General features: G+C 33.2%; 25 protein-coding genes. All 25 read right to left on the minus strand.

The window, feature by feature from the left end; genetic code table 11:
- Window positions 1-26: 26 nt before the first annotated feature.
- The 25 genes from ACOMCU_RS01505 to ACOMCU_RS01625 all read right to left on the minus strand — a co-directional run bounded on the left by ACOMCU_RS01505 (window position 27) and on the right by ACOMCU_RS01625 (window position 12,151).
- Window positions 27-191, minus strand: a complete 165-nt coding sequence (locus ACOMCU_RS01505; protein ID WP_421049203.1) for a hypothetical protein — start codon at window positions 189-191, stop codon at window positions 27-29.
- 178 nt (window positions 192-369) lie between these two features.
- Window positions 370-945 (minus strand): hypothetical protein, encoded by a 576-nt coding sequence (locus tag ACOMCU_RS01510; RefSeq protein WP_421049204.1) that lies wholly within the window; start codon window positions 943-945, stop codon window positions 370-372.
- 170 nt (window positions 946-1,115) lie between these two features.
- Entirely contained in the window at window positions 1,116-1,517 is a 402-nt protein-coding gene (locus ACOMCU_RS01515; RefSeq protein WP_421049205.1) for a hypothetical protein, read from the minus strand.
- A 134-nt stretch (window positions 1,518-1,651) separates the two neighbouring features.
- On the minus strand, window positions 1,652-1,921 hold the full coding sequence (locus tag ACOMCU_RS01520; RefSeq protein WP_421049206.1) for a hypothetical protein: 270 nt from the start codon (window positions 1,919-1,921) through the stop codon (window positions 1,652-1,654).
- Window positions 1,922-1,993: 72 nt separating this feature from the next.
- Entirely contained in the window at window positions 1,994-2,152 is a 159-nt protein-coding gene (locus tag ACOMCU_RS01525; protein WP_421049207.1) for a hypothetical protein, read from the minus strand.
- A 29-nt stretch (window positions 2,153-2,181) separates the two neighbouring features.
- Window positions 2,182-2,556 carry a hypothetical protein gene (locus tag ACOMCU_RS01530; protein WP_421049208.1) on the minus strand — a complete coding sequence of 125 codons (375 nt, stop codon included), beginning with the start codon at window positions 2,554-2,556 and terminating at the stop codon, window positions 2,182-2,184.
- A 139-nt stretch (window positions 2,557-2,695) separates the two neighbouring features.
- On the minus strand, window positions 2,696-3,013 hold the full coding sequence (locus ACOMCU_RS01535) for a hypothetical protein (RefSeq protein ID WP_421049209.1): 318 nt from the start codon (window positions 3,011-3,013) through the stop codon (window positions 2,696-2,698).
- A complete protein-coding gene (locus tag ACOMCU_RS01540) occupies window positions 2,994-3,239 on the minus strand; it encodes a hypothetical protein (protein ID WP_421049210.1) in 246 nt (81 codons plus the stop codon). The genes ACOMCU_RS01535 and ACOMCU_RS01540 overlap by 20 nt, the downstream gene beginning before the upstream one ends.
- Before the next feature lie 117 nt (window positions 3,240-3,356).
- Window positions 3,357-3,575 (minus strand): hypothetical protein, encoded by a 219-nt coding sequence (locus ACOMCU_RS01545; RefSeq protein WP_421049211.1) that lies wholly within the window; start codon window positions 3,573-3,575, stop codon window positions 3,357-3,359.
- 157 nt (window positions 3,576-3,732) lie between these two features.
- Window positions 3,733-3,936, minus strand: coding sequence for a hypothetical protein (locus ACOMCU_RS01550; RefSeq protein ID WP_421049212.1), 204 nt, complete (start codon window positions 3,934-3,936; stop codon window positions 3,733-3,735).
- A gap of 16 nt (window positions 3,937-3,952) precedes the next feature.
- Window positions 3,953-5,032, minus strand: coding sequence for a DUF262 domain-containing protein (locus ACOMCU_RS01555; protein ID WP_421049213.1), 1,080 nt, complete (start codon window positions 5,030-5,032; stop codon window positions 3,953-3,955).
- A gap of 29 nt (window positions 5,033-5,061) precedes the next feature.
- Window positions 5,062-5,277, minus strand: a complete 216-nt coding sequence (locus tag ACOMCU_RS01560) for a hypothetical protein (protein ID WP_421049214.1) — start codon at window positions 5,275-5,277, stop codon at window positions 5,062-5,064.
- Window positions 5,278-5,411: 134 nt separating this feature from the next.
- The gene (locus ACOMCU_RS01565; protein WP_421049215.1) at window positions 5,412-6,044 is read right to left on the minus strand and encodes a hypothetical protein; all 633 of its coding nucleotides are present in this window, start codon (window positions 6,042-6,044) and stop codon (window positions 5,412-5,414) included.
- A gap of 1 nt (window position 6,045) precedes the next feature.
- Complete coding sequence (locus ACOMCU_RS01570; protein WP_421049216.1) at window positions 6,046-6,684, minus strand: hypothetical protein; 639 nt, start codon at window positions 6,682-6,684, stop codon at window positions 6,046-6,048.
- 249 nt (window positions 6,685-6,933) lie between these two features.
- Entirely contained in the window at window positions 6,934-7,155 is a 222-nt protein-coding gene (locus ACOMCU_RS01575; protein WP_421049217.1) for a hypothetical protein, read from the minus strand.
- 110 nt (window positions 7,156-7,265) lie between these two features.
- Window positions 7,266-7,472 carry a hypothetical protein gene (locus tag ACOMCU_RS01580; RefSeq protein ID WP_421049218.1) on the minus strand — a complete coding sequence of 69 codons (207 nt, stop codon included), beginning with the start codon at window positions 7,470-7,472 and terminating at the stop codon, window positions 7,266-7,268.
- Window positions 7,473-7,554: 82 nt separating this feature from the next.
- Window positions 7,555-7,848, minus strand: coding sequence for a hypothetical protein (locus tag ACOMCU_RS01585; protein ID WP_421049219.1), 294 nt, complete (start codon window positions 7,846-7,848; stop codon window positions 7,555-7,557).
- 224 nt (window positions 7,849-8,072) lie between these two features.
- Window positions 8,073-8,588, minus strand: coding sequence for a hypothetical protein (locus tag ACOMCU_RS01590; protein ID WP_421049220.1), 516 nt, complete (start codon window positions 8,586-8,588; stop codon window positions 8,073-8,075).
- A gap of 12 nt (window positions 8,589-8,600) precedes the next feature.
- Window positions 8,601-9,293, minus strand: a complete 693-nt coding sequence (locus ACOMCU_RS01595) for a hypothetical protein (RefSeq protein ID WP_421049221.1) — start codon at window positions 9,291-9,293, stop codon at window positions 8,601-8,603.
- Window positions 9,294-9,494: 201 nt separating this feature from the next.
- Window positions 9,495-9,830 (minus strand): hypothetical protein, encoded by a 336-nt coding sequence (locus ACOMCU_RS01600; RefSeq protein ID WP_421049222.1) that lies wholly within the window; start codon window positions 9,828-9,830, stop codon window positions 9,495-9,497.
- Window positions 9,827-10,087 carry a hypothetical protein gene (locus ACOMCU_RS01605; protein ID WP_421049223.1) on the minus strand — a complete coding sequence of 87 codons (261 nt, stop codon included), beginning with the start codon at window positions 10,085-10,087 and terminating at the stop codon, window positions 9,827-9,829. The genes ACOMCU_RS01600 and ACOMCU_RS01605 overlap by 4 nt, the downstream gene beginning before the upstream one ends.
- 205 nt (window positions 10,088-10,292) lie before the next feature.
- The gene (locus tag ACOMCU_RS01610) at window positions 10,293-10,592 is read right to left on the minus strand and encodes a hypothetical protein (RefSeq protein ID WP_421049224.1); all 300 of its coding nucleotides are present in this window, start codon (window positions 10,590-10,592) and stop codon (window positions 10,293-10,295) included.
- A gap of 232 nt (window positions 10,593-10,824) precedes the next feature.
- Window positions 10,825-11,016 (minus strand): hypothetical protein, encoded by a 192-nt coding sequence (locus tag ACOMCU_RS01615; protein WP_421049225.1) that lies wholly within the window; start codon window positions 11,014-11,016, stop codon window positions 10,825-10,827.
- Between the two features lie 103 nt (window positions 11,017-11,119).
- Complete coding sequence (locus ACOMCU_RS01620) at window positions 11,120-11,689, minus strand: hypothetical protein (RefSeq protein ID WP_421049226.1); 570 nt, start codon at window positions 11,687-11,689, stop codon at window positions 11,120-11,122.
- 39 nt (window positions 11,690-11,728) lie between these two features.
- A complete protein-coding gene (locus tag ACOMCU_RS01625; protein ID WP_421049227.1) occupies window positions 11,729-12,151 on the minus strand; it encodes a hypothetical protein in 423 nt (140 codons plus the stop codon).
- Window positions 12,152-12,168 lie beyond the last annotated feature (17 nt).

Here is a 12,168-nt window from a genome sequence, read left to right on the forward strand (position 1 = left end):
TGGTGCAATAAGAAATACTTAGTAATTTATAAGTCATTTTCTTCATCTTCATCTTCTTCGTCCCGTTCAGTACAATCGAAATCATGTTCAAAATCTGTGTTTAACTTATTGAAATCGGTATCTTCTGGATGAAACTCAATAGATATGCGATCACATTTTACACATCTAAATTCTACTTCTACCATTTTCATTCTCAATACACTCCTTGATATAAACTATCTTCATTCCTTAAATGGTCCAGTAATTTATCAACTTAAACCTTTTCATCATTATATAGTATAAAAAATATCAATCACAACTTCTAAGAAATGATTATTATCTCGTTTAGCTTAACGACTGCTAATCCCATCATAATTTTTCTTTCCGTTATCAATCATCTTTAAGTATGTTACGAATAATTACTCGGTTAATTTGCGGATACTCTTTACTAAAAGGCTCAACCTTTAAAATTTTATAAACTAATCCCTCTTGATCTGATAATACTTCCTTCTCATACGTGTATTTATTTGCATCATCAAAGAAATCGTTTAAATACAATCCTTCTATTTCTTCAATTTCGAACACACAGTAACTGTATAATTCATTTACTAGATCTTCTAGTTCTTCATCATCAAGCTCAGCAGCATATGCCTCCATAATGGCATCGTCCACATCATTAAATGCGAAAGGGATAGCTACTTTTTCTTCAAGGGTTGTCGAAACTAAACTATCACCCAATGAAATATAATTACCCTCATAAATTTCTTCTGCTTTAAAGCGAGCTCCACGATAAACTTTCTCAAATTTTCTCTTATAAAGGTTGACTAAGGCTACTAATTCAATTGTGTATTCTTGATCAACCATGTAATCTGCCACTAACGCTTGTTTTTTTGATAGATTAAACTTTTCTACCTGTTCTATCTTTTCTTCAAAAAACGTCTTATTTACTTCTACTGTTGTTAGCATATAATTAGCCTCCCTCTATGCATGAAACATGCCCCTTTTTTTATTAAAAATCTAATAACAATCTATGTATGAGCAATGGCTGTTATAACTCTTTCAACCAAAAAGCTTTTTTAAAATAAAATAAAAAAACAAGGTTTTATTAATAATAAATACCTTGTTTTTAAACCATTTTATTTATTTGGTATTAATGTAAAGTGCTCAGCCGATGAATCGACTTCCCAATCATGAGTTGTTGCAAGCTCTTTAAATCGATCTAAATCCCAATTTGCTTCTGAAAATAGCACAAAAGCTTTTTCGTAAATTTGATTTACACCAACATTACCTTTGACGCTATAGCTACCGATCAATTTGTCATTTACATATAGCGTATTGTATTGTATTTCACTTGTTTCTAAATTGTTATAATCGACATCTAATACCACCTCACCGTTATCATTATCGATACGGAGAACCACTTCATCAAATGATGGTGCTACAGAACGAACCTCTACGACCTCTAGCAATTGCCCCAATTTCTCAATGGCACTTTCCGCTGTTAAACCAAATTCTTCTACTAATTCATTAATACGCATTAATAATCCTCCCAATTATCCATTTAAGAATATCCATTTTTATAAAACATATCGAATTATACGTAGATAATTTGTAAAACATGCCTGTTTCAAACAAGAAAAGTCTAGCAGCAATTTGCCACTAGACCATTTTATTAATATCGATAACCTTTATCCTTCAACTCTTTATCACGCTGTTCAAATTCAGTAATACAAGCTGGTTTAATTGCTACAGGATCATCACTGTTTGAAACAACTGTATAATGAGGAACAACTAGATATTCCTTCTTACATTCTGAACAACGTGGATCAGTAAAGGCATATTTGCCACCAATCAATTCTACTTCATTAAAATCAAAGTCTGCATTCTCAAATACTACAAACCCTTTACAATTAGGTGTATCACATTTCCATGCTTCTACCATCTTTTATTCGCTTCCCTTCATCAATACATCTATTTTTATACGAACCTGTTAGTGGTTAGAATGTTAAATAGTTCACATCCTTAAATTAGAAACTTCACCTTTAATGGTTTCGTTATATTCTTTTGTTTGTTGTTTGTCATAATCTTCCCAAACTTTTAATGCTTGTGCTTTATCAAGACCTTGCTTCATTAACGACTGCATGGAATCTTCTTTATATTCACATTCGCTCATAAAATAATCTCCTTCCTAAACAATATTATTCAAATCTCACTCGCTACAAAGTCACACCAACGAACAAAAGCTTTTAGGTATGGCTGCGTATTATTGCTGCTAAATTCTCCACCAAATCCAATAAAGCCATCTTTATTAAATGATATAGCTTCACGATTATGAAAATAACTTCCGTCAACTCGCAAATAAGCGAAAATGAGCCCTGTACGCTTTAATATTTTCACTTGTTTTTTTAGCGTTTTTCGTAATCGCATATCCATTGACTTACCATTTTCCGTAAGACGATAAGCATTCAGCTCTTCAGTAATAAATATTTCTAATTGCTCAATAAACGCTTCTGTAATGATTGAATACGTTAAACCTTTTTCTACAAAATATGCTCTTGCATCATCATTTTTCATCATTTGTTATTCCTCCAATATAAATAATTGAACCACCTGTTAAATGTTTATATGCATCAGCTGGAACTTCACCTTCATCTAAATTCTTCACTTTTTAACAGTGTTTTCTTCCAAACTTTTTATCAACATGTGTAACGCCCTTTTATACTAATTGCATACTTAATTTATATCCTTTTCGGACATAGCGGATTCGCTTTTGCAAAGCTTCTACATATTCCTTATATTTCTTAGGCACTTTAGAGATTTCCCATGCCCTAGAAGTAGTTGAACCATTCCCTCTATATTTTGTGTCATAGTAATAGACTTCCAATGTTTCAATCCCATTCGAGCTTTTCTCATACACTAAATCCATATATTTTCCGCCAATATTAACAAATACGGATAATAGCTTAAATTCAGGATTATGCTTTTTTTGTTGTAAAATTGCCTCTTTTAACACTTCAGTTTGAATACGCTGCACGTCTAAATCCCCCTACATTTCCTAGTAGTCGCCCTACACCGCTTTCATTCACTTGATACACACCTGACAACTTTTTAATTTCAGCTGGACTTACAGATGTTTGCAAATAAACAAGATTTAAAATTGGTGAACGATATATGATATTTCCCACTTCTTCTAATAACTTTATAGATTCATCATCTAAGAAATTTACAGCATAAGTCTTTACTTCCAATTGATTTACCATAAAATCCTCCTAAATTGTTCTAGCATGAACGCCTGTTTTTTAAAATTCGTTGAATTATACGTATACTCAATAAAAAATATGCCACAAAAAAAGACTTAATCTGTATAGATCAAATCTTCAATGTTTTGCTAAACGTGGCATAAAATTAGCTTCTAACATTCTTGTTGCTACAGAATTTCGCTTTTTTGTATCATCAATGACCTCTTGTTTACCTAAGCATTCTTGCAACATTCCACGAAATGATTGACCTTGATCATATACCTGATTATTAATAAATTGCTCTTTTGCTCCCCCATGTGTTGCACTTCCATTAAATCCTATTAGATCTACTCTCACAACAATCACTCCTGTAAATTTTGTTTCAATACAAACATCCATTTTTAAATGTTATCTTCGATACTTTATGCTGCTACTACTCGCTTTATTCCAAAAAAAATGACCAATAGCTTAGCTATCAGTCATTTAAGGTTATTTCTGATTAGAATATAAATAATTAAACTTCTTCAGATAATGAAGCTTCAGCTCCACAAATTTTACATGTCCAGCTGTTTTCCATTTGAGGACCATGCAGTGTTTCAATACATTCTTTTGCTACACTATTAAAATCACCGTTTTCGTCTACCACCCACTCCTGTACCACATGTGCCGTTGTAATAAATAGCTTATGTTCCTTATCTTTCGGACAAACTGCTTTCATTTTGATTTCCTCTTTTCTATGCTATTTGTTCTGCTTTTTCATTTGTTGCAACTACTAACATAAATTCATCAAAATGCTCCTGCATTGCATTAATACGACCACGTACTTTTGCTAAGTCTGTCGAACCTGAATTTGTGTAATCCAAATAGTTTGTTTGAATATTGACCTCTTTTTCGCCTTGTATCGCATCATTAAACGCAATTGACCATAATGCGAAGAAATCAGGCTCAACCCCACGACCAATAGCTTTATACGCCAATGCAACAGTCATCGGGAAACTTACTACTTTAAGTAAGAATTTTTCCTTTTTATCAAAGACTTTAGCTAAATAATCTAAAGCTTGCTCGACTTTTGCCAGCGTTTCTATTTTACCTTCCAAATCATCTTTTACCGTTTCAGCATAACGTGATGTTTCAGCAGCTGAAAATCCTCGATATTCAAAATTCTCAAGAATCATCATTGTTTGTATGATAGCTGCTTGATGCTTATTATCACGAATTTGACCTGGTGGGAAGTTTGATAATTCTAAGATTGTTTTGTGATCCCCTAGATCATTTAACAATGTAGAAAATTTAATCCCCATCAATGACTTAACTTTTTGATGAATTGTTAATGGTTTTGAGCTATTCATTCGGTTAAATAAAAGCTCAATTTCTTCATCTGTTGTTAAATCTTTATCAATCGTGTAGTTAGGAATCCCTTCGCCAAGTAATAAATCTTGTACCTCTTCAGGTAGCTCACTATATTTCAACCCTGCAATTTCAATAGCTTGACCATCTAGATGAATTGGCAAAGATGTTTCTAAAAGTGCGAACCCATCGTTACGAAACGAATGAACTGTTGTCAAACGTTGCTTTCCATCAATCACCCAACGTACAGGAACTAGCTTAACTGAATCTTCACGTTTTTCAAAAAAGCGTAAGAAATAAACTGCTGGTATAGGCAATCCAAATAAAATTGAGTGAATTAATTCACTTTTTTGCTTGTGTGTCCATTGCTCACCGCTTCGTTGAATTGGATAATCAAATAAAATATTTCCCTTGTTAATACCACCAATAATTTGTTTAATACTCCATTTAGCTGAATGTGCTTCCATAATAAAATCTCTCCTTAATATTAAAATCCTTATTTAATAAAACCTTGTAGTTCTTGCTCATAAAAATACTCATTTTCGCCATATGGTAATCTCACTTCAATTCGAGGATTTTTCTCAAAAACTTCAATACCAATAACGCTTACTTCATCACCGTTGCAAAGCATCATGCCGCCTTGATCCAGTGCTTTTTCATCTGCTACAATCAATGTTTCACCGATTTGATACTCTTGAAATATTGAATGCACGCTATAACCTCCTTTGAAATTAGCAAATAATTGCCCCTTTTTTATAAAAACTAATATAACTTATGCGAGTAAAATATTTTTGATTCCGTTTTTCCCATAAAAAAAGACTGAATTAGATTCAGCCTTTACTTTATTTATGCAATTTTCACTTTTGAAATTTCTACTTCGCAATATTTCACAATTTTTCCACTATAATTTTTTACACCTTCTTTAAATGTTACTTTCTTAACAACGAAACTCTGCTTAACTCCTTCAATTAATACTTCCTGCTCTTCTGTGAAATTGTGATTATATGCATAAAAGTCTCCTAATACTAAAACTGAAGCACCCTTTATCACAAATAACACATTTGTATATAAATCATTCACATATTTACAAAATTCCCTTACCGTAGGAAACGCATCTTCAACATCTTCATAGAGATCATATACCCATTCTGCCACTTCATCCGTAGTAGCCGAAAGAGCAAATGTTTCAGCAATCAGCATATCTTTAGATGTCGATATGAGCTTTTCATTAAAATTAAGCACCGTTCCTTCCGTCAACTCACTTTTCAAATACTTAGTGCCTCGATATAAAACAGGAACTTTTAATTGACGCTGCTCAACAATACACATCAATTCGTAGCCAAAATCGTTGTTCGTAATATATTCTATAATATACTCCGATAGCGATTCGTTTGATCTACTTTGAACGATTTTCCTTGCCTCTTTATATGAACCGCATTTCTTAGTAGATAATTGTTCCAGTACAGCTAATTCACCCATATTAAATACACTCCTTAATTTGCTTCAATTCAACTAATAATAGAGGTACATCTTTACCATCTTTTTTCGAAACAATTTTATGCACCTGAAGAGACTGCACCTCGAATTTCATATTTTGAGCATAGATCAATACTTCCTCTTCCTTAATAAACTTATGATCAAAATCATAAAAGTCATTAAGATATAATCCCTCAACTTCATCAATTTTAAAAATAACATTTGCATAAAGTGCTTCGACATTTTGTACAAAATCATCCGAATCAGGATCGAATACACCCTCGTCTGCATATGTTTCATAAATACTTTCATCTAACCCATTATCAATCAAAATAGAAGCAAATGATTTCGCTACTTCTAAGCTCTTTGTAGTAGATACTAAATCAGAACCGATAGAAATAACGTTCCCCACTTCCAATAAGGATTTCTCAAAAAACGTGCCTCGATAAATCGATTCGTGCTTTTGTTGCAAATTTTCTACCATGTAAACTAATTCGTGACCATAATAAGAAGCAGTTACATAATCCGTAATGTAATCTTGCAATTGTTTTGGCGTAGCGTGTAATACAGCTGCTGCCGCTCCTACTTTAGTACGTTCTTGATAAACATATAGGGCATTCAATTCCTTCACAACTTCATTCATTGTTCTGCCTCTTCTCTGAAATTAAGCTTTGCATCTTTTTTGATAAAATGCGTCAACTCCAATACCTCTTTGTATGCCGTAATTTTTTTTGGCATAGAAAACTTCGTCATAATAAAAACCTCCAAATGTGCAAGTTTACCTGCCCCAAATTTATAAAACACCATTCATCCTACGTAGCATTCGTTAGCTTTATAACCAAACAAAAAAGGACCGCATCGCTGCAATCCCTAATAAAAACAAAACATTTATTTAACAACCTACTGCTCCAGCTTCATAGCTAGGCAAATCATCTAAGCAATGATATTCATATTGTTTATCCCCGAAGTTTTCAGACATCCACTCTTCCAGCACTTCATCAAAGGATGGATTATTTGGTAAATTAATACTCCACCAAACATCAACGATAAATACCTTTTCACCTTCTTCTAAATTGACTAGATATTTTTTCAGCTCTGCTCCTTTTTCAGTCACCTACAACCACTCCTTATTTTTTAATTACTATCGGCTCCATTAGATATGTTACCTTGCTAACCCACCTTCTGCTATTTAAAACTCATTAATCAACAAAATACTCAAAATGTTCAACATTTAGCCAGTGTTTCCCAAGTTACATCTTCTTCCCAAGTCATGCCTATGGAATTCTCTAAATGAATAGTTGCTGTTCCATTCAAATGAACAGAGATAACAGTACCCTGATAGCCGTTATACTCAATTTTAGCACCTTCTAAATCGTTAATGATGTTCTCCATTTCCCGTTTATGTTCAATAATCTTTTTAAACTTATTCATATAAGTTCCTCCTCTGCTACGCAATATCCTCATATTGTGCAGTAATTCACTTCTTTTTCTTTGTTTCGTGCTGATAAGGACATTATAGAGGACATGCCTTTTTAGAAATTGCATATACAGCATCATAAACCGATCCTGAAGTTGTTGATGCCACTACACGATCTGCTTTATGAACAAAATCAGCTAAATCTTCAGGTTTCACCTCAAGCAAGAATTTGCAATCTTCAATTTCTTCACTTAAAATACTGTAGTGAATTTCGCCTTCTTCACCTTTTTCTTTTAATGCTTCTAATTTTGCTTGCTTAGAAGTTAAAATTTCCTGAACTTTTGCTGCTACTACCCTTGCTTCTTCTACTGTCGCTAAATCATTTGCCATATAAAATTCCTCCTATTGATCGATTAATCGACCTCCTAATTTATAAATCACCTCTACTTATACGTACTTAAATAAAATGTATGCCTAATTTAATAAAATAAAAAAGCAGGGAATATACCCCTGCTCTTGATTGAAGTTATTAATAGCAAAGATAAGCTACTCGCCCATCTGTCAATATATTTCCCCATTCTATAAGTTTATTAGTTTTTTTCTACTCAATTTAATTAATTTTCTTTAACAACGAATTTACTAATTGTATCATAAATAGAGCCCGAAGTTGTTGAGTTCAATAATTCTTGAAGTAGCATTTTTTTATACTCAAATGTAGCATTGGGTTGACCTGTTGCCAGTACATCACGTAATTCATCCGTTTCCTGCTCTAAGGTAGCGTAATCAATTTCTTTTTCACGACCATCTTTGTACATTTGTGATAATTTATCTACCTTACGCTCATATATTTTTCCTAAATCCGTAAATACATCTGTTATTTGTTCTTTTGTATACTTTCGAACCTGCATAATTATATCTGCGTTTAAAGCTACGTTCAACACATCTTCATTTCTAACTTGTGAGCCATCAAATTCTTTTAAAATAGCATCTAACTCATGTACTGAACCCTCAAGTGATAATGTCAAATCTGAATATCCTTGAAGTTCAATAATGCGTGCCATTGCCTCTCCTAAAATACTAATAGCAGCATTCATCTGCTTTACCTGTAATTCTGTGAAATGTTTTGTCATCGTCTTTTTCTCCTAAAGTACAGTTTCTTTTTCGTCATCAGATAACACTTCGTTAAAATCCTCCAACCACTGTTGTCGCCACTCTTGATCCCAAATTTCATCAAAATCATCGCCAAAATCATTTTCTTCATCTTCGATACGCTGGAATAATTCATCAATGGACGTGCTGCAATAAGCTAAGAACTCTTCATATGAATCAACTCGCTTAAACGAACCTAGAGAGAAATATTCGTACATGTAAATAAGTGCTTGTTTGCGATCTGTAAAGACTGCTTCAATACCACGCCCATTTGCATTGTCGAACATATGCTGAAAATCAAATGGCTTTGTAAATACATTGTTTGGAGTGCTAAAATCAATCTTTTTGGCATACTCCGTTAATGCCTCTCGTTCCGCTTCAACATCACGCTCAAGTTCTCGTCTAATGATGTTCGGATCAGCTACACTTGAATGCGTAATCAGGTAATACACGTTGCCGCTCTTTGTAAATGTAAATTTAGAAAGATTGATTTCACGTGGAGAATACCAAATTTCAGGAAACGAAGTGCCTTCATAGTAGACACTGTATAATTCCGTCTGACCGAATCCCGAAAAGTAATGATGCACCGTTTCAACCTGTACTTCATCAAAACGATGTGATGCTGCCTCTTCTAAAAAAGATTGGTGAAGAGAATGCGTTCCTAAAAATAAACCTTGTCTTGCCATAATAAAATCTGCTCCTTTTTTATGTTATTAGCTCATTGCCAATAGCCATATTTTTAAAATCTTATTCGTTATACGTAAGCTATTAATCTTTTATTCCATAAAAAAACGACTATACCGAAGTAGTCATTTTTTTGTTATGCTGCTGTAACTACCTTCATTGTTGTAGGATCAATTTCTAAAAATTGATAAACCGCTTTTAATTTAGATGCCATTGAAGCCCTCTCGCTTTATATAACGGTGTCCAAAACAGTACGTAGAAATCACATCCTCCTGCAACCCAACAAGTTTACAAATTTCTTTTAAATCATTTTGATCAATACTTCGATATAACCAGCCTGTACCGTATTCATAAGGCTTGCCATCAAGATCGACAATTAGCAACCCTTTTTCCTCAAGAATTTCTCTGCGTTCAGAATAAAATAACTCTTCTTTAATGCCATGCTCCTGTATATATGAATCGATAACATCTTCTTGCTCAGCTGTACCTGCATTAAAATCGTTTAAATGCCATTTCTTCCAAAAACCTAAAATTTTCAAGAACAGATCTTTTTTTCTAATTGGTCCACATATTTAGCGATTGTATCCAAATTTTGATCTGAACTAATATAGTCTCGTTCATTGTTACCTGTAATAACGCCTGAAACAGCAAATTTAGGCTTCGATGGATCAGATATTTCTAAGCAAACATCAATAATAATACGACTATCTTTCCGAGTATATCCTTCAGGAATAATTTTTCCAAAATCAATCTCACGTCTTTTTTCCACTCGTTTTTTCATTGCTACTACAGACATAATAAAATCTCCTTTTTGATTCCATTCCTTATTGGAATATCCATATTTTTATAAGCTTTTATATATATACACTGTTTAAATAACTTATTCCAACATAATAAAAAAAAGCCTGTAGCATAACTACAAGCTTTCAAAACTATGGGTACTCGTAAAAAGTGGTAGAATACTCGTTGATTTTCTTTTTATTACTAAACATTCTAATTGATTAGTTACTTTTATGATAAAAATTAAGCATTGCTGGATCGACATCTACTTCGACTTTTTGATCGAAAATCATTTTGCAAGCCAAATAGAAGTCTAATTCCGAAGCCTGTTCTTTAATCGATATTTGATTTAAAAACGTCTTGCAAGCACGTTCTAATAAGCGACGTTCGGCTTTAATTACGCCATAGAGAAAGATGTCATCTTTAGTATATTCTGCTACTTCAGGCGTGAATATAAGTTCGTCTATGAATTTCTGCCAGCTAGATAAAGCTTTCGTATTGAAGTCAAATCGTAAAGTCATACAGATGTGATCAAATCTGCTACCAGCTTCCACTACATTTCATCAATAAAATCCTCCTTAATTGATCGAAATTCAATCTCCTTATTTTTATAAAACTTTTGAATTATACGTATGAAACAATGATTATATGCACCAAAAAAGAGGCTGCCTACTTTGCAGACCTCTCTTATTTGTTATTTGACAAAATGCTTAATATCCATTAGATGAAAGCCAACTCGAACAAATGTTTAGGTTAATATAAATATCCAATTAAACCCCTTACTTGCTCTTTACTTACAGAAACAATAGTTGTGTTTTCTTTAAAATAACTTTTGACTTTATTGAAAGCGTCAATTTCGTTATTCTCCCAAACTCCAACGTAATTAGTACCATTTAAGTATTCTCTCGCCTCCTGACCACCAACATAATAGATGTAATAATTCATTATTTTCTCCCCTTTCGGTACTGTACAATATATGAATCAGTTTGTTTAAAACATTTTATCTACTCACTAACAACCACAATATTCATCATCCAACTTGAATTTATCAGCTGTTATAAACAATATATTCAGCTAAATCAACATCAATTAGAATATTGCTGGCATGTTCTTTTGTAATACTTGACCAATATAAGCGATCATTCGCATTGTAGATCAATTTTAAATCTTCTAAGCCTCGACATTCTATGAGAAACTTAACATGAATGTCGTCTATCCAATCTGTTGTTAAAATCTTCACCTTGCTCTCCAAATCTTCACGATTCCATTCAACCGCAAATGTTTGAGGATTTTCCGATGGCTTCAACTCCAGCTCTACTTCTACATAAAACTTTTCATTTTCAGGATTATCACACCATAAAAAAGTACCCTCATACTTTGACATAAGCTTCAGCATTTCCCCATGAACAGAAATTTGCTCTCGGCTGCCGCTTTCTACTTGAGCTTGCACATAGCGATCCGTTATGCCATTTACAATAAACAGGTTATATTGTTTGCCTTGTATAAAAGTAAACGAATGTGCCGTTTTGGGAACAGATTTTTTTGCAACAACAATAATACTACGCTTCCCTTCTAACAAGAGCTTGTTTAACAATTTTTCGTCTACTTGATAAAACACTATACATCTCTCCCTGAAAGTTTGTTAAATAACTTTTAATTAATATCGTGGATGCTCGCCTTTTCCACCACAATTATCACAAACTGAATCATAGCCACTACCATGTCCTGAAAAACCTGAGCCACCACACGTTTTACATTCAACCGTACTCACATTGATAAAATGTCGATTCTTTTCCTCATCATAGAAAACTTCATACATTTGATCATGCGTCTTTACCGTTCGGAAAACTAATACGTAGACTTCATCATCTTCAGCAACTGTTACAAATGATACAATGCAATCCAACTCGAATGACCTACGAACTTTTGCATATTCTCCTTGTAAAAATGCTTGAGCAATTAATTGCTGTGGGCATTCACGCTTTGAATCTGTAATCATTTGATCTAATAAATCTCGAAATTCCTTTGGTAAATCTACTGGAATTACTTCCGTTGCATACTCTTTTAATAATGTCGTCATCTTCACTCTACCTCTTT

This window comes from Lysinibacillus sp. UGB7 (assembly GCF_049058285.1).
In the GTDB taxonomy this organism is placed as follows: domain Bacteria; phylum Bacillota; class Bacilli; order Bacillales_A; family Planococcaceae; genus Lysinibacillus; species Lysinibacillus sphaericus_B.